This is a genomic window from Pseudomonas sp. CC120222-01a, assembly GCF_003097235.1.
In the GTDB taxonomy this organism is placed as follows: domain Bacteria; phylum Pseudomonadota; class Gammaproteobacteria; order Pseudomonadales; family Pseudomonadaceae; genus Aquipseudomonas.
This window is the reverse complement of sequence record NZ_QEQQ01000001.1, coordinates 499,027-520,272: the sequence shown is the minus strand read 5'-3', so window position 1 is coordinate 520,272 and position 21,246 is coordinate 499,027. Positions and strand designations below refer to the sequence as shown.

General features: G+C 61.8%; 23 protein-coding genes and 1 tRNA gene. 14 read left to right on the top strand and 10 right to left on the bottom strand.

Annotated features, from left to right (window positions below):
• Nucleotides 1-56 precede the first annotated feature (56 nt).
• The 4 genes from N430_RS29895 to N430_RS02575 all read left to right on the top strand — a co-directional run bounded on the left by N430_RS29895 (nt 57) and on the right by N430_RS02575 (nt 3,521).
• Nucleotides 57-824 (top strand): methyl-accepting chemotaxis protein, encoded by a 768-nt coding sequence (locus N430_RS29895; protein WP_371922753.1) that lies wholly within the window; start codon nt 57-59, stop codon nt 822-824.
• Between the two features lie 271 nt (nt 825-1,095).
• Nucleotides 1,096-2,679 (top strand): malate dehydrogenase (quinone), encoded by a 1,584-nt coding sequence (gene mqo, locus N430_RS02585; RefSeq protein WP_110631186.1) that lies wholly within the window; start codon nt 1,096-1,098, stop codon nt 2,677-2,679.
• A gap of 269 nt (nt 2,680-2,948) precedes the next feature.
• Nucleotides 2,949-3,215, top strand: coding sequence for an AlpA family transcriptional regulator (locus N430_RS02580; RefSeq protein WP_256577325.1), 267 nt, complete (start codon nt 2,949-2,951; stop codon nt 3,213-3,215).
• The gene (locus tag N430_RS02575) at nt 3,216-3,521 is read left to right on the top strand and encodes a helix-turn-helix domain-containing protein (protein WP_110631189.1); all 306 of its coding nucleotides are present in this window, start codon (nt 3,216-3,218) and stop codon (nt 3,519-3,521) included.
• Nucleotides 3,522-3,586: 65 nt separating this feature from the next.
• On the opposite strand, the gene N430_RS02570 is transcribed toward N430_RS02575, so the two are convergent.
• Complete coding sequence (locus N430_RS02570; RefSeq protein WP_158288774.1) at nt 3,587-3,892, bottom strand: addiction module antidote protein; 306 nt, start codon at nt 3,890-3,892, stop codon at nt 3,587-3,589.
• A gap of 372 nt (nt 3,893-4,264) precedes the next feature.
• Here N430_RS02570 and N430_RS29630 point away from each other — a divergent pair, with 372 nt between their 5' ends.
• The 6 genes from N430_RS29630 (at nt 4,265) to N430_RS02545 (ending at nt 8,478) form a co-directional block, all read left to right on the top strand.
• A complete protein-coding gene (locus N430_RS29630; protein WP_095064889.1) occupies nt 4,265-4,468 on the top strand; it encodes a hypothetical protein in 204 nt (67 codons plus the stop codon).
• Nucleotides 4,456-4,713, top strand: a complete 258-nt coding sequence (locus N430_RS29210; protein ID WP_133248818.1) for a hypothetical protein — start codon at nt 4,456-4,458, stop codon at nt 4,711-4,713. Before N430_RS29630 ends, N430_RS29210 begins: the two co-directional genes overlap by 13 nt.
• 91 nt (nt 4,714-4,804) lie before the next feature.
• Nucleotides 4,805-5,095, top strand: coding sequence for a hypothetical protein (locus N430_RS29625; RefSeq protein ID WP_110631197.1), 291 nt, complete (start codon nt 4,805-4,807; stop codon nt 5,093-5,095).
• Complete coding sequence (locus N430_RS02555; RefSeq protein WP_110631201.1) at nt 5,088-5,966, top strand: toprim domain-containing protein; 879 nt, start codon at nt 5,088-5,090, stop codon at nt 5,964-5,966. The genes N430_RS29625 and N430_RS02555 overlap by 8 nt, the downstream gene beginning before the upstream one ends.
• Nucleotides 5,967-6,030: 64 nt before the next feature.
• Nucleotides 6,031-7,839 carry a DUF927 domain-containing protein gene (locus tag N430_RS02550; protein WP_371922752.1) on the top strand — a complete coding sequence of 603 codons (1,809 nt, stop codon included), beginning with the start codon at nt 6,031-6,033 and terminating at the stop codon, nt 7,837-7,839.
• Nucleotides 7,840-8,175: 336 nt separating this feature from the next.
• A complete protein-coding gene (locus tag N430_RS02545; RefSeq protein WP_110631204.1) occupies nt 8,176-8,478 on the top strand; it encodes a hypothetical protein in 303 nt (100 codons plus the stop codon).
• Nucleotides 8,479-9,241: 763 nt separating this feature from the next.
• Here the strand turns inward: N430_RS02545 and N430_RS02540 are convergent.
• The 4 genes from N430_RS02540 to N430_RS02525 all read right to left on the bottom strand — a co-directional run bounded on the left by N430_RS02540 (nt 9,242) and on the right by N430_RS02525 (nt 11,664).
• On the bottom strand, nt 9,242-9,901 hold the full coding sequence (locus N430_RS02540; protein WP_110631207.1) for a hypothetical protein: 660 nt from the start codon (nt 9,899-9,901) through the stop codon (nt 9,242-9,244).
• Nucleotides 9,894-11,120: a tyrosine-type recombinase/integrase gene (locus N430_RS02535; RefSeq protein WP_095064899.1), complete on the bottom strand. Its 1,227-nt coding sequence runs from the start codon at nt 11,118-11,120 to the stop codon at nt 9,894-9,896. Before N430_RS02535 ends, N430_RS02540 begins: the two co-directional genes overlap by 8 nt.
• Before the next feature lie 166 nt (nt 11,121-11,286).
• Nucleotides 11,287-11,363: transfer RNA gene (locus N430_RS02530), tRNA-Pro, on the bottom strand.
• Nucleotides 11,364-11,442: 79 nt separating this feature from the next.
• The gene (locus N430_RS02525) at nt 11,443-11,664 is read right to left on the bottom strand and encodes a YgdI/YgdR family lipoprotein (RefSeq protein ID WP_110631211.1); all 222 of its coding nucleotides are present in this window, start codon (nt 11,662-11,664) and stop codon (nt 11,443-11,445) included.
• A 168-nt stretch (nt 11,665-11,832) separates the two neighbouring features.
• On the opposite strand from N430_RS02525, the gene moaB reads away from it, so the two are divergent.
• Together moaB and glp are read left to right on the top strand one after the other, a co-directional pair.
• Complete coding sequence (gene moaB / locus N430_RS02520; RefSeq protein WP_110631214.1) at nt 11,833-12,372, top strand: molybdenum cofactor biosynthesis protein B; 540 nt, start codon at nt 11,833-11,835, stop codon at nt 12,370-12,372.
• The gene (glp, locus tag N430_RS02515; RefSeq protein WP_110631217.1) at nt 12,356-13,582 is read left to right on the top strand and encodes a gephyrin-like molybdotransferase Glp; all 1,227 of its coding nucleotides are present in this window, start codon (nt 12,356-12,358) and stop codon (nt 13,580-13,582) included. The genes moaB and glp overlap by 17 nt, the downstream gene beginning before the upstream one ends.
• Here the strand turns inward: glp and N430_RS02510 are convergent.
• Complete coding sequence (locus tag N430_RS02510; RefSeq protein WP_110631220.1) at nt 13,571-14,818, bottom strand: glycosyltransferase family 4 protein; 1,248 nt, start codon at nt 14,816-14,818, stop codon at nt 13,571-13,573. The two genes, glp and N430_RS02510, sit on opposite strands and share 12 nt — an antisense overlap.
• A gap of 51 nt (nt 14,819-14,869) precedes the next feature.
• The gene (locus tag N430_RS02505; RefSeq protein ID WP_110631223.1) at nt 14,870-16,324 is read right to left on the bottom strand and encodes a mannose-1-phosphate guanylyltransferase/mannose-6-phosphate isomerase; all 1,455 of its coding nucleotides are present in this window, start codon (nt 16,322-16,324) and stop codon (nt 14,870-14,872) included.
• 307 nt (nt 16,325-16,631) lie between these two features.
• Here N430_RS02505 and yegS point away from each other — a divergent pair, with 307 nt between their 5' ends.
• Complete coding sequence (gene yegS, locus N430_RS02500) at nt 16,632-17,519, top strand: lipid kinase YegS (protein WP_110631226.1); 888 nt, start codon at nt 16,632-16,634, stop codon at nt 17,517-17,519.
• Here yegS and N430_RS02495 read toward each other — a convergent pair.
• From N430_RS02495 to N430_RS02485, 3 genes are all read right to left on the bottom strand, one after another.
• A complete protein-coding gene (locus N430_RS02495; RefSeq protein ID WP_110631229.1) occupies nt 17,503-18,162 on the bottom strand; it encodes a response regulator transcription factor in 660 nt (219 codons plus the stop codon). The genes yegS and N430_RS02495 overlap by 17 nt on opposite strands.
• Complete coding sequence (locus N430_RS02490; protein ID WP_110631232.1) at nt 18,159-19,049, bottom strand: sensor histidine kinase; 891 nt, start codon at nt 19,047-19,049, stop codon at nt 18,159-18,161. The genes N430_RS02495 and N430_RS02490 overlap by 4 nt, the downstream gene beginning before the upstream one ends.
• 387 nt (nt 19,050-19,436) lie before the next feature.
• Nucleotides 19,437-19,946 (bottom strand): histidine kinase, encoded by a 510-nt coding sequence (locus N430_RS02485; protein ID WP_110631235.1) that lies wholly within the window; start codon nt 19,944-19,946, stop codon nt 19,437-19,439.
• Nucleotides 19,947-20,296: 350 nt separating this feature from the next.
• Between N430_RS02485 and N430_RS02480 the strand changes: the two genes are divergently transcribed.
• Nucleotides 20,297-21,232 carry a chemotaxis protein CheV gene (locus N430_RS02480; protein WP_110631238.1) on the top strand — a complete coding sequence of 312 codons (936 nt, stop codon included), beginning with the start codon at nt 20,297-20,299 and terminating at the stop codon, nt 21,230-21,232.
• Nucleotides 21,233-21,246 lie beyond the last annotated feature (14 nt).

The following is a 21,246-nucleotide window of genomic DNA, read 5'->3' as shown; positions in this document are numbered from 1 at the left end:
ACAACGCCCAGGAGCTGGAAGGCGCCAGTGGCCAGTTGCGCAACATAGCCGGTGACATGGCCCGCGGTACCCACGACCAGTTCCAGCGCACTGACCAGGTGGCCACGGCCATGCACGAGATGTCCGCCACGGCCCAGGAAGTGGCCCGCCACGCCGCCGAGGCCGCACGTGCCGCCGACGATGCCGACCACAGTGCCCAGGCGGGGGAACAGGTGATGCAGCAGACCATCGACATCATTGGCGTGGTCAACCGCGAGATCGCCGGCACCGCTGCAGTGATCCGCGACCTGGAGAACGACAGCTCACGCATCGGCAAGGTGCTGGAAGTGATCCGTGGCATTGCCGAGCAGACCAACCTGCTGGCGCTCAATGCCGCCATCGAAGCGGCCCGTGCGGGTGAGGCCGGGCGTGGCTTTGCCGTGGTCGCCGACGAGGTGCGCAGCCTGGCCCAGCGCACGGCGGCATCGATCGCCGAGATTCACCAGATCATCGAAGCCGTCCAATCGGGGGCGGTGGAGGCGGTCAAGGCCATCGAGAGCGGCCAGCAGCGCAGCGAGGAGGGCGCCGAGCAGGTGCAGCAGGCCGGGCAGATGCTGCAACGGATCACCCTGGCGGTGGAGGCGATCCGCGACATGAACCGGCAGATCGCCACGGCGGCCGAAGAGCAGACCAGCGTGGCCGAAGACATTTCGCGCAACCTGATCGAAATCACCCGCATTGCCACCGCCAACCAGGAGGCGGTGCAGCATACCGAGCAGGCGGGGCAGCGCCTGCATGGGTTGTCGGGGCAGTTGGGTGAGGTCACCTCGCGACTCACTGCCTGATAGATTGATGGGGGCGCTTCGCACCCCTTTCGCGACACAAGGCCGCTCCCACAAGGGATCGCATATTCCTGTGGGAGCGGCCTTGTGTCGCGAAAGGGGTGCGAAGCGCCCCCAAGGGGGAAAACCGCCATCTGGCAGGTTCAAACCCTTCCCACTGTGGCGGAATGTCGCCATGCGACCCGCTGTCACACCCGTATTCATTGGCCCTGACCCAGTTGGCACGCTCCCTGCTCCGTGCGGCGCGCGTGTACACAACAACTGGACAACATCAATGAAGAAATTCCTGCTGACGTTCCTCTGCCTGGGCGTCATCGGCTGCTCCAAACCCGAAGAGCCTGCGAAGACCGTCGATGTGCTGCTGATTGGCGGCGGCATCATGAGTGCGAGCCTGGGCACCTACCTTACCGAGCTGGAACCGAACTGGAAGGTCGGCGTCTACGAGCGCATGGACCAGGTCGCCGAGGAGAGCTCCAACGCCTGGAACAACGCCGGTACCGGCCACTCGGCGTTCTGCGAGCTGAACTACACCAGCGAAGGCAAGGACGGCAGCATCGACATCAGCAAGGCCGTCGGGGTCAACGAGCAGTTCGAGATCTCCAAGCAGTTCTGGGCCTACCAGGTCGAGCAGGGCGTGCTCAGCAACCCGAAGTCGTTCATCAACAACGTGCCGCACATGAGCTTCGTCTGGGGTGACGAGAACATCGCCTTCCTGCACAAGCGCGTTGCCGCCTTGCAGCACAGCTCGCTGTTCCGGGGCATGGAGATCAGCGAAGACCACGAGCAGATCCGCAAGTGGGTGCCGCTGGTGATGGAGGGGCGTGACCCGCAACAGCGAGTGGCCGCCACGCGCATGGCCATCGGTACCGACGTGAACTTCGGCGAGATCACCCGCCAGCTGTTTGCCTCGATGACCCGCAACCCGAACGTCAAGCTGCACCTGAGCCATGAGGTGCGCGATATCGTGCGCAACGCTGATGGCACCTGGAAGGTGGTGGTGGCGGATCTTGCCCATGGCGGCAAAGAGTCCAGCGTCAATGCCCGGTTCGTGTTCATCGGCGCCGGTGGCGGTGCGCTGAAGCTGCTGCAGAAGTCGGGCATCCCGGAGGCGGACGGTTATGCCGGTTTCCCGGTCGGTGGCCAGTTCCTGATGACCGACAACCCGGACATCGTCGCTCGGCACAAGGCCAAGCTGTATGGCAAGGCTTCGGTCGGGGCGCCACCGATGTCGGTACCGCACCTGGACACCCGCGTGATCGATGGCCAGGAAGTGTTGCTGTTTGGTCCGTTCGCGACCTTCTCCACCAAGTACCTCAAGCACGGCTCACTGCTGGACATGTTCGCCTCGCTGACCAGCCACAACATCCTGCCGATGGTGAACGCCGGGATCGATAACTTCGACCTCAGCACCTATCTGATGGGCCAGCTGATGCTAAGCTTCGACGACCGCATGCAGGCCCTGCGCGAGTACTTCCCCAACGCCCGCAACGAGGACTGGAAGCTGCTGCAGGCTGGCCAGCGCGTGCAGGTGATCAAGAAGGACCCGGTACTCGGTGGCATCCTGCAGTTCGGTACCGAAGTGGTGGCTGCGCAGGATGGCAGTATCGCCGCGCTGCTGGGCGCTTCGCCGGGCGCCTCGACGGCCGCGCCGATCATGCTGACGGTGCTGGAGAAAACCTTCAAGGACCGCATCAAGACGCCGGAATGGCAGGCGCGCCTGAAGGACATCGTGCCGAGCTATGGGCAGAAGCTGAACAACGACATCGAGCTGACCAACCGCACCCGTGAGTGGAGCAGCTCGCGTCTGCAGTTACTGTATGTGCCGGTGCAGGCGGAACAGGTGACAGCGGTCGACTGATTTCCGAGGGACAACAAAAAGCCCGCGCAAGGCGGGCTTCTTGTTGAAATTCTGGTCGGAGAGACAACGTTCTAACAGTGACTTTAAACTACTGATATATATAGGCTTTTAGCTTTTGTGTTTGTTTTGGCATACACGCTGGCATACAGGGCGCTTGGTGCTGGCTAGGGTGTACCCCCAAAAAAGGAGGACAGGGGGACACTTGCGGGGGAGGACACCCCAGCTGTTCATATCGGTTCCGTACCAATCGACACCAATACGGAGCACGTATGCAAGTAGCCAATTCACAACCCGCCCAGTCGTTAGCCCACAGTTGCTTTGATTCCAGCGCCATCTTGATCCGCATGCCCGAGATTGAGGGAATGACGGGGCTTTCCCGCACATCGATCTATCGCCGCCTCCGCGATGACCCCACCTTTCCCAAGTCTGTGCCGTTGAGCAATAGCAAGATGCGCGGCGCGCCGGTTGCCTGGGTACTAGCTGAGGTTCAGGAGTGGGTTCGCCAACGCATCGCTATGCGAGGGGAGGCGGCCTAAATGACGCTCAAAAAAAAGGCCGACCAACAGGCCAGCCTCCAAATTAATTTGCCCTCGCATGCTACCACCAGCGCAGTCCAACGCGCGCGACTTCTTGCCCGATTGCAAGCTGTCGCAGTGGATACCATTACAGCCAGACGCGAGCTGAACATCATGATGCCCGCCGCGAGGATCAAAGAGCTGAAAGAGCTTGGGCACAACATCCAGCGCCACCTCATCACCACAACGGATGAACAAGGCCGCACTCATCGCAGGGTTGCACAGTACTACCTTTGCCCCACAACAGCTGTCGAGGTTGAAGCATGAGACCTGCCCTCCACCTAAACGACTCTGGTATTCCGAGGCGTACGTTTATGGCTGAAAGAAAGCCCTCACTCTTTCACGATAGGGCTATCAGCACTGACCTGTATGCCAAGCGCCATGGACACTTTGATGAGTGTCGCCACTGTGAGCGGCCCCTCGCCGTTCAATTCTCTGTAGAGCCTTTTGACACTAATACCAGTCTCACTAGCCAATTGGTTCATGCTTCGAGCACGGAGAATAGTTACAAGCGCATCTGCGACAACGCTGGTGTCTCCGTCACATTCCTCCAGCGAAAACTCCAGATGCATGATCATTTTCTCATCGTTATCGAGAAGCTGCGCAGCATCCCATTTTTGGATTTGCGTGTTATCCACAAGTGCCTCCTGGGGCGGAAAAAAAGCTTGAGTACTTCCCGGCTGGAGGGAGGGCATGCCGCTCAGGTACGTCGAAGCAAGTACCACTCACCCCCAAGCCTTGCCAATCGCACTCGACAACAGTATGGTGCGCCCGTCGTCACATTGCTGGTGACCGGGCGTAGGAACCCGTACAACGAAAGGCGCATCAGCGCCCCAAGTCCATTGTGTGGCGTTTTTTCATGCGCTCGACAATGCTCTATGGCGGCCACGTGTGGGCAGGCTTACGCCTGGCCGGCGTCCTTTCGTGCCGGTATTCCTACCCCACACGTAGCCGCCACCCAATCCCGTAGGAAGGACGGTTGCGGCTCCAGTCAACGAAAGGAGCTACAAATGTCCGTTCTCGTATCGTACACATCTGCCATCCGCGCACTTGCCCACCGCCGCAAGGCCTTGATCGCTCTTCGCGCCGACTTAAATCTGTCCGATCGGCTCAAACGCTATAACCATCATATGAGCACCGCTCGCGCGTTGGATCTGCACGACAGTAAATCGACACTTGTCCGGAATCAGGAAATTTCGTCATGGGTGGTGTGAAGGCTTTCACTGAAAATTCAAGAGCCAGCAGCACTATTGCGCCAGACGACCTGGGCAAACGCGCCCCTTACCTGCCCACCCCATCTATCGACGTAGATAGTTTTTCTCAGCTGAGAGAGGTTTGTGCCGAGTTGCGTGAGTATTACGAACTTGAGCGTTGTTCTGGGCGAGCATCCTGGCTTTCGGAAATATTGGAAGATGTTGAAGCGATAATTGTTCGACTCAAGCCATCGCAGACACAGTAGTACCCCCTCTGCGTTTCTTTTGCGTATGCGCCCAGTTCCCGGGCTGGGCGCTGAACGATTGATACCGACGGTCTTGTAACGGAAAACCATCATGCCCCTTAAACCCTGCTCAAAAGTGGGAACGGCGAAGACTTGCCTGAAGAAACCCACTGAGCTGTTTTATGTCACCCATCCAAAGGCGCCTAAGGCGCTGCTGGGGCCTTTCTTGAGCGAGCCCGACGCGGAGTGCGGGCGCGTAGTTATGCGTAGCGCGGATACCCAGATAACAGCTTGTCTCATTGATACGTTAGACGACCTAGCCTACCGGCACGCCGTGAATAATGGCCAAGTCTGCCGGGCTTTTGCTAGCGCTGATCAACAAGGGTCTAAGCCCAATGACTGATGCCACGATCCTTTTCCGTGATGTGCTCCAGTCGGTTTATGGACCGCTCTACTGGGAGCCTGTGGCCGATGGCAACATTCACCGCTTTCACGTTCCTGGCGACAAATCGGGCACGCTCAACGGCTGGTACGTCCTGTATCTGGATGGCATCGCCTCCGGCGCGTTCGGAAGTTGGAAGCTTGGGGGCGCCAGCACCTGGAGCAGCCGCGAACCAGCTGACCACCGCGAGGCCGAACAGATACGTCAGCGAATCGAGCAGGCTCGGCGCCAGCGTGAAGCCGAGCAGCAACGGCGACAGCTCAAGGCGGCGGCAACTGCCCAGCGCTGGTGGAGTGGCGCACGCCGCGCCGACCCCTCGCACGCCTACTTAATCGCAAAAGGCATTCGCCCCCATGGCTTGCGCCAGCGCGGTGATGAGTTGCTGGTGCCGTTGTACGCCGGTGGCATTCTGGTGAACCTGCAACGGATTGCCCCAGGCGGCGTAAAGCGCTTCCTATTTGGTGGCCGGATCAAGGGCGCCTATTCACTTCTGGGGCGTATTACACAGGGCAAGCCGCTGTGCATCTGTGAAGGCTGGGCGACGGGGGCAACGCTTCACAAAGGTGGCTACACCGTCGCCTGCGCCATGAATGCCGGGAATCTCACACCGGTTGCACTGGCGCTTCGATCCGAATACCCCGGCACGGAAATAGTAATTGCGGGCGACGATGACCGTCAGACCAAGGGCAACCCTGGTCGCACCGCCGCCAATGCCGCCGCCGTCTTGGTAGGCGGCCTGGTGACGTTTCCAGATTGGCCCACCGGCGCTCCCGACACTCTGACTGACTTCAACGACCTCCAACATTGGGAGGCCAGTCATGCCGGCGAATAGCGTAACGCGCGTAACTGTCGACCTAGGCGGAACGGCAGGAGCAATTGACGGTACCGCCCCCGCGATCAGTGCTGCCCAAGCGGCCAAGGTCTCGGCCAAGTTCCTGACGTGCACCCTCCCTACCATTCTGCCTGAGCGCCCATGTTGGGGTGTGTATGAGCACTGGGTGACAAATGAGAAAGGCCGCAGGCTCAAACCCGGTGTGTACTGGCATGGCTTCAAGCGCAGCGCTGGCGACGATGAAGGCGACGACGACAAGGCCGACCGCCCGATCACTGATGAGTGGATCGCCACGCCGGTAACAGTCGCCGCCCGCACCACCAACAGCGACGACGGCAGCGAAGGTCGGTTTCTGCGCCTGCTCACCGACAGCGGCCCTAAGGAATGGATTATTCCCATGGAAGTGTTCGGCGGGAGCGGCGAGGACGCCAGGCGAACGCTGTTCGGTATGGGCGTCATCATCGCCTTGAAGAAGCGTGGCCAGTTCATGGAGTACCTGCTGGACCAGCGCCCTGCAGTAGTGTTTGCCACCACCTGCCGCCCCGGCTGGCATGAGTCGGGCGCCTTTGTACTGCCTGGGCGCACCATTGGCAGCGACAAGGTGCGCTACCAGGCCAGCGCCAAGGGACAGAACCTGTTCAGTGTGCGCGGTAGCCTGGAGGGCTGGAAGGTCGAGGTTGCGGCCAAGTGCGAGGGTAACCCGGTACTGACCTTGGCAATCGGCTGCGCCCTCGCTGGCCCGCTGCTGAGCCTGGTGGGCGTGCTGGGTGGTGGTGTTCACCTGGTGGGCGACAGTTCCAGCGGCAAGTCGCTGGCGCAACTGATCGGCTCATCCGTATGGGGCGACCCGGGCATCTTCGCTGCGTCCTGGGACATGACCAAGGGCGGACTGGAGATTGAGGCATCCAGCCGCAACGACACCATGCTGCCCTTGGACGAGATCAAGCGGGCCGACCCCAAGCGCGTTCAGGAAATGGCCTACTCGCTCGCCAACGGCCAGGGCAAGGGCACCATGACCCGTGACCGGGAGGCCCGCGGCAAGCTGAGTTGGCGCTTGCTGGCGCTTTCCAGTGGCGAGCGCTCCCTGTCCGAGCACGCGGCTATCAGCGGTAATGCCGCCCATGCTGGTGCTGAGCTGCGAATGGTCGACGTGAACGCCGGTACCCGCACGCACCGTGCTTTCGATGAATTGCACGGTCTGGAGGGCGCCGACTTCCACCGCCAGCTCACGGTGGCCGTAGGAGCGAACCACGGACACATCGGGCCGGCCTTCGTGGAGAAGCTGCTGGCCAGCGATGACCGCCCCGGGCTGCTCGAGGACTTCGCCGGCATCCGCGCCCAGTTCGTGGAAGACAACGCCCAGGCCGGGCGGGTGGCTGATCGCTTCGCGGTGATCGCGCTGGCGGGCGAAATGGCCATTGCCTACGGCCTGCTGCCGTGGACGCCGGGCACGGCTCTGGCCGACTGCCAGTTGCTGTACGGCGAGTGGCTGAGCCGAGTGGGTGGTGGTAATGCCGAGGACCGCCAGATCCTGGCCGGCATCCTCGACTTCATCGACAAGCACGGAAGCAGCCGGTTTTCGGATGTAGAAGACCAAACGCCGGACACCAAGGTGTTCAACCGCGCCGGGTACTGGGAGGTGGTAGGCGCCAAGCGGCTGTACCTGTTCAATAAGTCTGCACTGATCGAGGCCGCCCACGGGCATGGGCTGGCGCGTGTCGTGAAGGCGCTGGAGGGCGCTTGTGCTCTCGCCAAGCACGATACCGACCGGGACAGCCGCAGGACTAAGAAGTACCGCCTACCTGCTGGTGGGTCTGCCCGCTTGTATGTGATCGATCCCGACGCAATGGATAGCGAAGGCAGTGGCCTATGACTGTCATCACCACCCAGTGCCAATGCCCAAATTCACAGGAACCTAAAAACGCGGGGAACAGGGGGAACGGGGGAACAGCCAGCAAATACGCGGTCTGTAGTCGTTCCCCCTTATTGAAGTGTTGGGGAACAGGGGGAACGCAACCATGTTTCTGAATATAAGCACCAGTGGTGCAGCTTCTGTTTGGTTATCACCGTTCCCCAGTTTTTCGGGTGGGGAACAAGTACCCCCTCTAGAGGCTCCAGAAACACTGGTTGTTCCCCGCGGTCCCCTGTTCCCCCGATTTTTTTTCACAGACACATTTGGGCGTTATGGGCGTTCGGGTGAGGCGACGCCATGAGTCTTCTTTCCGACCTGCTCAATCGCATGCCGCCGAACGCTGCTGGCGCTGGCAAACCACCCATGGCGAAACGCTCCTTGGATCGTCCGCGCCTGGTGCTGGTCGAGCCTGTGCAATTGCCGGCCAGCCCATACACCAACGCTGCCAATGCCACCCCTGAATGGCGCCAGGCCCGCGACCAGTACATCAGCCATGTAATGACCTGCCGGCGGTGCTATGCGCCTGGTGGCCGCTATTGCCTGATAGGCGCCGACCTGCGAGCCACCTATGACAACATCCCCATGAAAGCCGAGCGATGAGTTAAAGGCTCGCGATACGGCTGACACCCGCTCGTTGGGAGCATTGCCCAGGTCAGCTGCTGACGGATGACTCTGGGGGATCGTGCTGGCGCTTGGGGGCGGCTGCTGGATGCGCGGCCAGCATTCCCAATCTGGTCACCCGCAAGCGTACTGGCAGTGCCGTAGGTGCGCGACACCAGCCTTTGAATGCCCTACACTTGCCCGGAGCCGACGCCCTGGATTGTGATCAGGGGAACTTCGGTTCCATAAGGCGATGTTTGGCGCAATCGGATGCCCTGAATAGTGATCAGGGGAACGTCGGTTGAGCCGTCATCGCCTTTTCTTTTGGCTTGTCGGCGCTGTCTCCAGTCGCTGACGCCGGTGCCCCGCCAATCCCCTGCAGGCGTTCCTAGCCACTCGCCTGCTGGCCAACACTTCGTCGCTGCCCTCTCGCATTTAGCACCTGCAGGCCGACACACCGCTGGTGCGAGCCACCCCGCGCCTTGAGCACACAGCCCAGGCCAACTCGCCCGCGGCGCACGTCACGGAGATCGGGCGTCTCGGGTGGCCACCACCTGCTTGTTAAGGTTGGTCCGGGTTTTGGCCCGTGTATAGAGGGTAGAAAATAGCGCTATTCTAACGACTCGTCCCATAGCCACGGGGTGCGGCCTGGCCGGGAGCATTAACAAAGTTGCTAATTTTGGTTAAGGGTCTGCCAAGGTTAGCTAAGCAATGCTCTACCACCACCGGGCTGCGCATTCGTGACATCGCGATTTGGTGCGCACTATTCACCGCCGACGATTTTTCCGCTTGCCCTGAGGCGCCCCCATGTTTTCGTAAATGAGCTGTCGGTGAACAAATCGGCTCGGCCAGACAACTTGGCGAACACAGCTTTCTTGACGCCTGGGTGGCCAGCCGGCCGGCTGGGGAGCGCCCCAGGGTCGTGGCCAAGCTCCCGTATCGCCTCAAGGACCATAGCCTCTTGAGTGGCGGTCCTGGGCCGAGGCTTCACGGATCTGGGCTGCTCAAAATCTTTGGCGCGCTCGAGGTACTTGATACTCTGCATAGGAATCAGCAGCTCGGTAATGGAGAGGGTTTCTTTCCAATTATCCAGGTGGCCTGGCGCAAGCTGGATAATGTCCTCTGGAGCTAATCCCTGGCCGGTGAGTAACTTGAGGTAGACCTCGGGTTTTGATCCTAGAGCGAAGGTTGGATGAGGAATTTCCTCTTGGATCATCAGTCTCGAAATGGTTTCTGTAAGCGCCCGGACTGGGCCGTAGTAATCCATTGACGGCCTATCGAGACTAGGGTGTTGAACGATCGTCCCATCGAACATGTACCAGGTCGGAAACCTCATTATCATGCCGTGCTCGAGTATTTGCCGGCGAGTTACGCCCCATCGCTCGGCTAATTCATCGACGCTCAGGAAAAGTGGCTCAATCATTCGTTTTCGCTTCGGTCGAGCCAGATGCCAATGTATCCAGGTGATCGGCGTACCACTGCATCATCGCGCGGCGCTGGTCGATGTACTGGGCCTTGTTGTATACGGCAGCGACGCCATCCTCAGCGTGAGACAGTTGGGCCTCAACGTGATCCTTGAGGAACCCCTGTTCTCTCAGGATCGTGGATGCAATGTGTCGGAAGCCATGGCCGGTCTGTCGACCGCCGTACCCAAGGCGAGAGAGGGCCATGTTGAAAGTCATGTTGCTAAGGGCTTTGGTGCGGTCATTGCGGCCCGGGAACAACAATGGATACGCGCCGGTGAAGCGATAAAGCTCGCGTAGGGCTTCAATCGCCTGGCGGGGCAGGGGCACCACATGGTCGCGCCGCTTCTTCATTCGCGCAGCGGGAATGCTCCAGTTCCCGATATTCAGGTCAAACTCTGCCCAGGACGCTTCCCGTAGTTCGCTTGGGCGAACGGCCAGCATCGTGAGCAGTCGCAGGCCCTGCGCAACGATCTTTGAGCCGCTGTAGGCACGTATGGCACGCAGCAAGGCCGGTAGCTCATCCGTCTGCACATGGGCATAATTTTCCGCCTGGCGCGTCTGGAGAAACTTGTGAAGGCCCTCCACCGGGTTGTATTCGGCTCGCCCGGTGACGCGAGCAAGGTCGTATGCCTCTTTGCAAAAGCGCCGGATATTGCCGGCTTGGTCGATGATGCCTTTCTTCTCCAGGCCTCGGAAAAACTCCATCCACTCCATGGGCGAGATATTCGTGTATGGCCGAGTGCCGAAGACCGGGAAGACATGGAGCTCCAGCGCGCCGATGATCCGCTTCGCAGTACCGGGCTGCCACCCTGTGCGGCGAGACTGGAACCATTCCCTGCCGAGCAGTTCGAACGTGTTGGTCGCTGCCTGCCGCTGAGCGGCCTGGCGCTCGCGCTTAGCCACTACTGGGCTGGTGCCGGCGGAGATATCCTTGCGAAGGGTGGCGGCCTTGTCTCTGGCCTTAGCGCCAGTGGTTTCGGGGAAGGCTCCGATTCCGACCCATGACCATTTGCCATCAGGTTTTTTGTAGCGCAATTCCCACGATTTCAGTCCGTTTGGCTTAACGCGGAAGTAAAGGCCGCTGCCATCATGCTCGCGATATACAGATGCCTCGGGCTCAAGGCTTGAGAGGGTAGTGTCGGCGAGAGGCCGTCGCTTGATCTGACTACGCTTCACTGGTGTATGCCTCAGGTTCGATTAACTGGAGCGAATACACGCCAGCATACACGGCGACACGACATGGGGCGATACAGTATGGTACAGCGTGAAACGACAAAGCCCGCACGGGGCGGGCTTTGTAGGGCGTTTCTCGCGCAGATTGAAACTGGCTGAAACAAGGAGCTGGTCGGAGAGACAGGATTCGAACCTGCGGCCTTCTCGTCCCGAACGAGACGCGCTACCTGGCTGCGCTACACTCCGATGACCAAAATCCTACTGCATAGCATTTTTGCCGGCAAGCCCTTGCTGTTGAAAGGGCTTATCCGCCAGAACACCCGGGTCAGAGCTCCTTGACGGTGCGGATCTGGTCCTTGTTCAGGCGCGTGCGCTTGCCGTCGAGCTGTTCGAATTCGTAGAAACCGGAGTCCTCGTCATAGGAGGGGGTATCCACTGCCTGGATTTCGCGGCCGTCGTTCAGGGTGATCACGGTCGGCGATGCGCAGCCAGCGAGGGCGCCAAGGCCCAGGGCGAGCAGGAAGGCGGGAAGGGTCCGTTGAATCATCGTGTTTCTCCAGTGCGATGGTGCAAGATGACTTTATGACGCAGGGCGTCCACGCAAGTTCCTTTTACATTCCAGCATAGCCGCAAGCCTGGGTTATTGACCTGTGACGGCCTGCACGGCTGCCTGTGATATAACTGCGCCCATCCCCTTTCCCTGCGACGGACACCCATGAAAGCCAAGGCAGATACCCCCTTCGTGGCGCTGAACATTGCCGTGCTCACGGTCAGCGACACCCGCACCTTTGAAACTGACACCTCCGGGCAGACCTTCGTCGAGCGCCTCACCGCCGCTGGCCACACACTGGCCGCACGCGTGCTGCTCAAGGACGACCTGTACAAGATCCGCGCCCAGGTCGCTACCTGGATCGCCGACGACAGCGTGCAGGTGGTGCTGATCACTGGTGGTACCGGCTTTACCGGCCGTGACAGCACGCCAGAAGCTGTCGCCTGCCTGCTGGACAAGCAGGTTGAAGGCTTCGGCGAACTGTTCCGGCAGATTTCCGTGGCCGACATCGGCACCTCCACCGTGCAATCGCGCGCCCTGGCCGGCCTGGCCAACGGCACACTGGTGTGCTGCCTGCCGGGCTCGACCAATGCCGTGCGCACCGGTTGGGACGGCATCCTCGCCGAGCAGCTGGATGCCCGCCATCGGCCGTGCAATTTCGTCGCCCACCTGAAACAGGCACCGGCCTGTGACAGCCGTGGCTGAGGCCCCCGCTGCCCGGCCACTGATGCCGGTGGAAGAAGCCCTGGAGCGCCTGCTGGCGCTGGCCGAGGCCGCGCCAATCACGGAAACCGAAAACGTCTCGCTGGCCGAGGCCGAAGGCCGCGTGCTGGCCACCGAACTGGTGGCCACGCTCGACCTGCCACCGTGGCCGAACAGTGCCATGGACGGTTATGCCTTGCGCCTGGCCGATCTGCAGGGTGAGCCTTTGCCCGTCAGCCAGCGGATCTTCGCCGGTCACGCACCTGAACCTTTGCAGCCCGGCACTTGCGCCCGGATCTTCACCGGTGCGCCGATGCCGGCAGGTGCCGACTGTGTCGAGATGCAGGAAAACACCGAGGTGCTGGACGATGGCCGGGTGCGCTTCCTCGAAGCGCTGACGCTTGATCAGAACGTTCGCCCGCAGGGCCAGGAAACCCGCAAGGGCGAGCAGGTGATGGTCGCTGGCACGCGGCTCGGCCCTATCGAACTGGGCCTGGCGGCAACCCTTGGCCATGCGCAGTTGCAGGTGGTGCGGCGGGTACGGGTGGCGGTGCTGTCCACTGGCGATGAGCTGGTCGAGCCTGGCCTGCCACTGGGCCCAGGGCAGATCTACAACAGCAACCGGCGTTTGCTGGTCAGCTGGCTGCAGCGGCTGGGCTGCGAAGTGCGCGACATGGGCATTCTTCCCGATGACCTGGAACGTACCCGCGAGTGCCTGGGTAGCCTGGGCGATGTCGACCTGATCCTCTCCACTGGCGGCGTCTCCGTGGGCGAGGCTGACTACCTGGGTGCTGCACTGCGCGAAGCGGGCGAGCTGGCGTTGTGGAAGCTGGCGATCAAGCCTGGCAAGCCGCTGACTTTCGGGCATTACCGCGGTGTGCCGGTGATCGGCCTGCCCGGCAACCCGGCCTCGACCCTGGTCACTTTCGGCCTGTTGACGCGGCCCTACCTGCTGCGCCGTCAGGGCGTGGCCGATGTCACGCCGCTGCGTTTCGATGTTCCGGCGGGCTTCGAATGGACCAAGGCCGGCACCCGCCGCGAATACCTGCGTGCGCGCATCGACAATGGCCAGGTGCGCATCTACAAGAACCAGAGCTCCGGTGTGCTGCGCAGCGCGGCCTGGGCCGAGGGGTTGGTGGAAGTGCGTGAAGGCAGCACGCCGAAGCCGGGCGACAGCGTGCCGTTCATACCGCTGAGCGAACTACTCGGCTGAGCGACCGAGCCAGTCGCCACCGCCTTGGGTGGCGTCGGCCGGTGCCGACTGGGTCAAGCGCATGTGCACCGTTTCCAGTTGCTGGGCGGCCACGCTCCAGTCGTGACGATTGCGGGCGAACTGGCGGCCGGCCTCGCTCAATTGGCACATGCGCCACGGCTGGTTGAGCAATTGCGTGACCAGCAGCGCCAACTGGTCACCGTCGTCACTGCCCAGGTAATGCTCGCCGTTATTGGCAGCCAGGCCTGAAACGCCTTTGCCGGTGCTGATCACCGGCAGCCCGGCGGCCATGGCTTCGAGGATCTTCACCTTGGAGCCACCGGCATAGCGCAACGGTGCGAAGAACAGCGCGGAACGCCGTTGCAGTTCGCGCAGGTCAGGGCGATAGCCGACCCATTCGATGCGAGGGTCGTTCCAGCGCAATTTCCAGCTAGCTGGCAGGGCATGCCCGGCGATGGCCAGGCGTACCGCCGGGTTGCTCATCCACACCTGGGGCAGGATTTCTTCCAGGGCCCATTCGATGGCCTCGACATTGGCGGCGTACTCGAAGTTGCCCACGAACAGCAGGCGCTGGCTGTGCAGGGCCGGGTGGACGTGCTGGTAGTAATCGCAATCGACGCCGTTGACCACCACATTGACCGGGCGGCCGCTGACCTGGCTGATCAGCTCGGCATCATGCGGGCTCACCGCCACCACTTCGGTGGGCTGGCGGAGCACGCGCTGTTCCCAGCGCCGGTAACGCCAACGGTCGAAGGCGTTGAGCGGGCGCAGCCACAGCGGCAGGCGGTCATGGCAGGCGGCACCGGTCACTGACTCCAGGTTGTGCTCGCTGAGCATGTAGGGCAACTCGCGTGCCTGCAGGGCTTTTTCGAAAGGCTGGAAGCTGTAGCTGTGTTCGATCTGGATGACGTCCCAGGGTTCGTCCAGCAACTGCTCGAACTGGTGCCGCAAGCCTGGCGCCAGGCCATTGATGATGGCCCGCATCGGGTAGTCGATGATCGGCGAGGCGAGCAGGTTGAGCGGGCTGTGCAGGGGGCGCCGGGGCAGCACGATCAAGCGATCGAGCAAGGGTTCGAGGGCTTCGCGGGCGGCATCGCACAAGGGGATTTTCGACTGGACCAGCAAGGTGATCCGGTGGCCCTGCTGCGCGAGGGCGCGCAGCAGGTGGTATTGCCGGGTCTTGCTGCCGCTGGTGGTGGGCCAGGGCAGGTAGGGCAGAGTCCAGAGAATGCGCATGAACCGGAAACCTCGCTGAAGGCTGCGGACAAAAAACGCGTCCGCCAGCCCTCAGCCGATGGCTGCCGCCGGGACGCGTCCGTAAATATCAGTAAAGCGCACGATGTCATCTTCGCCCAGGTACTCGCCGCTCTGGACTTCGATCATCACCAGGTCGATCACGCCGGGGTTGGTCAGGCGGTGCGTGCGGCCGGGTTTGATGAAGGTCGACTCGTTGGTGTCGAGCAGAAACTCTTCTTCGCCGTTGGTCACGCAGGCCATGCCGCTGACGATGATCCAGTGCTCGCTGCGGTGATGGTGCATCTGCAGCGACAGCGATTCGCCAGGGCGCACCATGATCCGCTTGATCTTGAAGCGCGGGCCTTCCTCGAGCACGGTGTACATGCCCCAGGGGCGGGTGACGGTGCGGTGCAGGCGGTAGGCTTCATGGCCCTGGTGCTTGAGCTGCTGGGCGATCACCTTGACCTCCTGGCTGCGCGCGGCGTCGGCGATCAGCAGGGCGTCAGGGGTGTCGATGACGATCAGGTTGTCCAGGCCGACTGCACCGACCAGGCGCTTTGGTGAGTCGATGTAGCAGTTGGTCACGTCGTGCAGCACCGCTTCACCGTTGCAGTGGTTGCCGTCGTCGTCGGTGTGGCGCAGTTCGCGCACGGCCTCCCAGCTGCCGATGTCGCTCCAGCCCAGTTCGCAAGGCACCACGGCAACCTTGTCGGAGCGTTCCATCAAGGCGTAGTCGATGGAGATGTCCTCGGCCAGGGCGAAGCTGTCCGGGTCCAGTTCCACCTGCAGCGCCTTGTCGCCCTCCTTGGTCGCGCTCTGCTCCAGGCAGCAGGTCACGCAGGCCAGCAGTTCCGGGGCATGCGCCTGCAGTTCGGCGAGCACGGTACCGGCACGCAGGCAGAACATGCCGGCATTCCACAGGTGGCGGCCGCCTTCGAGGTAGTCGCGGGCGGTGAGGGCATCGGGCTTCTCCACGAAGCAGGTGACCTGATGCGCATGCTTGCCGATTGCCTCGCCCTGCTCGATGTAACCGAAGCCGGTTTCGGCGCGGCTGGGCAGCAGGCCGAAGGTGACCAGCCAGCCCTCGTTGGCCAGTTGCCGGGCGTGCTCGACGGCGGTGGCGAAGGCCTCGGCCTCCTGGATCAGGTGGTCGGCCGGCAACACCAGCAGCACGCTGTCGGGGCCGTAATGCCTGGCGCAGTGCAGCGCGGCTGCCGCGATCGCGGGGGCGGTGTTGCGGCCGTTGGTTTCCAGCAGGTAGTCGAGGGCGAGGTTGTCGGGGTTGACCTGGCGGTACTCGTCCTGGGTGCGGAAGAACACTTCGCGGTTGGTCACCGTCAGTACCCGCTCGACGCCCGGGAGCGCCGCAGCGCGGATGAAGGTTTTCTGCAGCAGGCTCTGGCCATCGGGCAAGCGCATGAAGGGTTTGGGCATGGCTTCGCGAGAAACCGGCCATAGGCGGGTGCCGGCTCCGCCGGCGATGATGCAGGGGATCAGAACGCTCATTTCACAGCCTCGACTCTAGGCGCTGGTTACAGCGCAGTGAAGGGGAACTTCGCGACCTGTCACGGTTTTGGCGGAAAAGTCAAAAAACCGACTTTTCACTGCTGCTTCGTCCATGAAGGCCAAATATTTGTCGATCATGCGCCCGATGAGAAAAGCTTTCAATGATATTTATGTGAATCTGGCTGTTTTTTGTTCGTCCTTGCTCCCGGTCAATGGGCGATGTAGAGCTGTTTTGCCTACGCTGTGCAGCATTCCGGCCCTGTTTGTGGTCGAGATCTGGACTGAACCAAGCCCACGGAGACGTGTGATGCCAAAGCGCAAGGCAATCTTGATCCTGCATGGCAAGCAGGCCATGAACGAAGCGGTGCGCCAAGCCGTGAGCGCTCTGCGCGAACGTGGCTGGACGCTGGATGTGCGGGTGACTTGGGAAGGTGGCGATGCCCAGCGGCTGGTAGGCGAAGCGCTGGCGGCCGGGTACAGCCACGTCATCGCTGGCGGTGGTGACGGCACCTTGCGTGACGTCGCCGAAGCCATGGGCCAGGCGCGCAGCGAAGCCAGCCTGGCGCTGCTGCCGCTGGGAACGGCCAATGACTTCGCCAGGGCCGCCGGCATTTCGCTGGAGCCTGCCGAGGCCCTGGCATTGCTGGACGTGCCACCCAGGCCGATCGACCTGGGCCAGGTGGGTGACCAACTGTTCCTGAACATGGCCACAGGCGGTTTCGGCAGCCAGGTTACCGCCAGCACCTCTGAAGACCTGAAAAAAATGCTTGGCGCCGCGGCCTACTTGTTCACTGGGCTGTCGCGCTTCAGCGAGCTGCAGGCCGCCTCGGTCGAGCTTTCTGGGCCGGGGTTCGACTGGCAAGGCGACCTGCTGGCGCTGGGGATCGGCAATGGTCGCCAGGCCGGCGGTGGGCAAGTGTTGTGCCCGGACGCGCAAGTCGATGATGGCCTGCTGGATATCGCGATCCTGCCGGCGCCCCAGGAAATGGTAGGCGCACTGCGGGATTTGCTGGCGGGTGAGGGGCTGTTTGTGCGGGCGCGTTTGCCATGGGTCGAGATCACCTGCTCGCAGGGGCTGGACATCAACCTCGATGGAGAGCCCCTACAGGCCGACAGCCTGCGCTTCACGGCGGTACCGGCGGCGTTGCGCCTGCACTTGCCAGCGAATTCACCGCTGATCAGTCATCCAGGCTGATGATCTTCTCGCGCACGGCGAACAGGACCAGGCCAGCCACGTCATAGATCTGCAGGCGCTTCATGATCTGCGAGCGGTGGGTTTCTACGGTCTTGATCGACAGGCCGAGGCCGGCGGCAATTTCGCGGGTGGACTTGCCGCGCACGATCAGGCGCAGGATCTCCAGTTGCCGTGCGGTGAGGTTGTGGCGGTCGATGCCAGACGGCTTGCCGTGCTGCGCACGCATCAGTGCCTGGTTGATCACCGTATGGGCGATGGCCGGGCTGAGGTAGCGTTCGCCATTGCGCAAGGCAATCAGGGCCTGCTCCAGTTCGGTAGCGGTGGCGTCCTTGAGCAAGTAACCGTGGGCGCCACTTTCCAGTGCTCGCATGATCAGGTCCGGATCGGTATGCATGGACAGGATCAGCACCTTGCAGGTGTTGCCCGTGGCGCGCAGCTGAGTGAGGGCATCGAGGCCGCTGGTCGAACGCATGGAAATGTCCAGCAGGACGATGTCGGGTGCCAGTTGCTGAACGTGCTCGAGCAACTGATCGCCGTCATCGGCTTCGCCGACCACGGTGTAACCAGGGATATCGGAAACCAGGGCACGGACCCCGGCACGGATCAGCGAGTGGTCATCCACCAGCAGCAATCTACAGGTCATGATGAAGCGGTAGTCCTGGCGCGTTCATGGGTACGGGGTGGCCACGGGAACAGCACGTCGATCGTCGTGCCCAGGCCGAGCTGACTGGTGATCGCCAGGCTGCCGTTGAGGGCGGTGGCGCGCTCCTGCATGCCGGCCATGCCGCGCTGGCCTGCCTCGGCCGGATTGGCGACCGGGAGGAAGCCCTGGCCGTCGTCCTGGATCGACAGGGCAAGCCCTGCTGCGCTGCGCTGCAGGCGGATGGTCAGGTTGCGAGCCCGGGCATGGCGCAGCATGTTGGTGACCGCCTCCTGGGTGATGCGAAACGCCGCCATCGCGACCTCTTCGCTGATGCCGCCCAGGCGTTGATGGCATTCCAGGCTCCAATGCACGTCGGTGCTTGCCAGGGTGCGTACCAGGTGTGCCCGCAAGCTGGCCTCGAGGCCAAGGCTGGCCAGTTGTCGTGGGTTGAGAATGGCAGAAACGTCGCGCACCTTGCTCAGGGTGTCTTCGAGGGTGCTGCGCAGGCTGCCACAGTGCACCTGCAAGTCGTTCGGTACACGGCGTTGCAACCATTCCAGCTGCATCTTGGCGGCGGTGAGCAGCTGGCCGATGTCGTCGTGCAGTTCGCGGCTCAGGTGCTGGCGCTCGCTCTCCTGGACCTTGAGCATGCGCCCGGCCAGCTCCGCCGGGCGCAGGCTGATCGACTTGGCGCCGTGGCTCAGGTGCCAGCAGACGCCAAACGTGGCCACCAGTTGCAGCAGCAACAGGCTGGCAGGCATGTCGTGCCCACCGGCAAACAGGAGCAGGTTGGCAAGCAGGGACACCACGCACAGCATGGCCGTCGCCCAGCGCAGCAAGGTGGCGCGTGAACGGCAGCGCAGAGATATCTTCAAGCGTGGGAACATAAAATTGAGAAGCCACTGAAGTCTTGCTGATGGGGGCCGTGCATAGCTCTTGGCAGAGGCTTTGGCGTTGTGCTTGCAACAAAAGACGAGCGCGGTTTGATGCGATACAGAGGGGCCGGCCAGCATTTGTTTGCGCGCATCTTAACACTTCGGTTCAATTTGGTCGCGGCTGGGTAATGCTATGAAACCTCAGCAATTCCGGGCTCGGGAGAGTGGCTCGGCAGGGCTGCGAGGTGTCAAAGTGCCACTATCTGATCGGTTGATGATGGCCGCAAGTTCAACTTGCAATAGACCGCTCAAATATCAGGGCCTGAACTAGTGTAGAACTCCACAAGTTCGGCCTGCTTTGCAGTTCTAACCATTGCTTAGTTGCGCGTGCCACGCCGGTTAGTGGCGCTGCGCGGACCAGCGGGTTGCAGAGCTGGCCGCAACCGTGGAATGCGGATGCACGCAGTTGCTGCCGTTGTCGTTGCAGGACGCACACGTTTGCGGCAACGGTTGATTCAGGGCAGTTGCCAGTTCGCTGAGTAGCGTCACCTGCTCGCAGGTATCGAGGGCGAGCCGGCCGGTGTGTACGTCGACCAGTTCCAGTTGCCAGGCCAGCAAGGTCAGGCAGGCGTTCAAGGTGGGCAGCGCTGCGTTGTCCAGACACTGTTGTTTACAGGCCGGGGCGAGCAACTGGTGCAGAACGCTTGCATAGTGGGCGACCTCGAGCAGGCCCAAGGTGCTGGCGCGTCGGGCCAGGTTCTGGAGGGCGTTGTCCAGGCAATGGCAGGCGTCCGGGTCATTGCTGATCAATTCAAGATGCTGCAGGCATTCCTGGGACTGGGTCAGCAAGACCTGGGCATCCAGCAGGAAGTCCTGCAGGGTGTCGATGTTGGAGACGCTGCTGTCCATCAAGTCACTCCGGCGCGTTGGGCTGGAGCAGGGGATGGCCACGCCATGTCGATCGCTAGCAAAAGCCTGACTCCATTCATGCAGTGAGAATGGCGTCACATTAATGGCTAAAGGATATCGCGAACATCAGGTTGCACCTGATTGCTCCTAGGGGTTTCCCTGATGGCGTCTAGGGTGCGACAGGTTGCACTGGAATGGATCCAAGCTGGGCATGTCGCAGTAAAGCATGATGCTAATGTGATATCAATTGCCCTGCAGGGCATTTTTACGCGAGGGTCAAGATGCCCGGGAATGCGCCGATATAGAACGGATCATTTCCAATTTTTCGACACAACCCTGGGGTTATTCCAATGGCTGGCATTCTCGACACGGTAGACCAACGCACGCAGCTGGTGGGTGAGAACCGTCTGGAAATCCTGATGTTCCGCCTGGCCGGTCGCCAGTTGTTCGCGATCAACGTTTTCAAGGTGCAGGAAGTACTGCAGTTGCCCAAGCTGACCCTGATGCCGCAGCGCCACGCATTCGTCTGTGGTGTGGTCAACCTGCGTGGGCAGACCCTGCCGGTGATCGACCTGTCCCAGGCGATCGGCATGCGCCCGCTGCAGCCAGGGCCGGACAGCACCATCATCGTCACCGAGTACAACCGCTCGGTGCAAGCGTTCCTGGTGGGTGGCGTCGATCGCATCGTCAACATGAACTGGGAAGCCATCATGCCGCCGCCTTCCAGTGCCGGACGCCAGCATTACCTGACCGCCATCACCAAAGTGGACGACAAGCTGGTCGAAGTGATCGATGTGGAGAAGGTGCTGGCCGAGATCGTGCCTTACAACGCCCGGGTCTCCGGCGACAAGCTGGCCGACCCGGTGCTGGCGCGCGCGCGTGGCCGTGAAGTGCTGCTGGTGGATGACTCCAGCGTGGCCCTGGCGCAACTGCGCGATACCTTGTCGCAACTCGGGGTGAAACTGCACGTGGCCAGTGATGGCCTGAAAGCCTTGCGCCTGCTCAAGGGCTGGGCCGATGCCGGGGAGGATGTCTGCGAGAAACTGCTGATGGTCTTCACCGATGCGGAAATGCCCGAGATGGATGGCTATCGGTTGACCACCGAGATTCGTAGCGATGCGCGCCTGCGCAAGCTCTACGTGGTGTTGCACACCTCCTTGTCGGGCAGCTTCAACGAGTCGATGGTGAAAAAGGTAGGTTGCGACAATTTCCTCTCCAAGTTCCAGCCTGATCGCCTGGTCGATGTGGTCAAGCAGCGCCTGCTGCTGGACACCCGCAACGCGTGATCCCGCTGTCGGCC

Coding starts and splice junctions, on each gene's coding strand:
- N430_RS29895 (WP_371922753.1), top strand. CDS start 57: ATGGCCCGCGGTACCCACGACCAGTTCCAGCGCACTGACCAGGTGGCC.
- mqo (WP_110631186.1), top strand. CDS start 1,096: ATGAAGAAATTCCTGCTGACGTTCCTCTGCCTGGGCGTCATCGGCTGC.
- N430_RS02580 (WP_256577325.1), top strand. CDS start 2,949: ATGCAAGTAGCCAATTCACAACCCGCCCAGTCGTTAGCCCACAGTTGC.
- N430_RS02575 (WP_110631189.1), top strand. CDS start 3,216: ATGACGCTCAAAAAAAAGGCCGACCAACAGGCCAGCCTCCAAATTAAT.
- N430_RS29630 (WP_095064889.1), top strand. CDS start 4,265: ATGTCCGTTCTCGTATCGTACACATCTGCCATCCGCGCACTTGCCCAC.
- N430_RS29210 (WP_133248818.1), top strand. CDS start 4,456: ATGGGTGGTGTGAAGGCTTTCACTGAAAATTCAAGAGCCAGCAGCACT.
- N430_RS29625 (WP_110631197.1), top strand. CDS start 4,805: ATGCCCCTTAAACCCTGCTCAAAAGTGGGAACGGCGAAGACTTGCCTG.
- N430_RS02555 (WP_110631201.1), top strand. CDS start 5,088: ATGACTGATGCCACGATCCTTTTCCGTGATGTGCTCCAGTCGGTTTAT.
- N430_RS02545 (WP_110631204.1), top strand. CDS start 8,176: ATGAGTCTTCTTTCCGACCTGCTCAATCGCATGCCGCCGAACGCTGCT.
- N430_RS02540 (WP_110631207.1), bottom strand. CDS start 9,901: ATGATTGAGCCACTTTTCCTGAGCGTCGATGAATTAGCCGAGCGATGG.
- N430_RS02525 (WP_110631211.1), bottom strand. CDS start 11,664: ATGATTCAACGGACCCTTCCCGCCTTCCTGCTCGCCCTGGGCCTTGGC.
- moaB (WP_110631214.1), top strand. CDS start 11,833: ATGAAAGCCAAGGCAGATACCCCCTTCGTGGCGCTGAACATTGCCGTG.
- N430_RS02510 (WP_110631220.1), bottom strand. CDS start 14,818: ATGCGCATTCTCTGGACTCTGCCCTACCTGCCCTGGCCCACCACCAGC.
- N430_RS02505 (WP_110631223.1), bottom strand. CDS start 16,324: ATGAGCGTTCTGATCCCCTGCATCATCGCCGGCGGAGCCGGCACCCGC.
- yegS (WP_110631226.1), top strand. CDS start 16,632: ATGCCAAAGCGCAAGGCAATCTTGATCCTGCATGGCAAGCAGGCCATG.
- N430_RS02495 (WP_110631229.1), bottom strand. CDS start 18,162: ATGACCTGTAGATTGCTGCTGGTGGATGACCACTCGCTGATCCGTGCC.
- N430_RS02490 (WP_110631232.1), bottom strand. CDS start 19,049: ATGTTCCCACGCTTGAAGATATCTCTGCGCTGCCGTTCACGCGCCACC.
- N430_RS02485 (WP_110631235.1), bottom strand. CDS start 19,946: ATGGACAGCAGCGTCTCCAACATCGACACCCTGCAGGACTTCCTGCTG.
- N430_RS02480 (WP_110631238.1), top strand. CDS start 20,297: ATGGCTGGCATTCTCGACACGGTAGACCAACGCACGCAGCTGGTGGGT.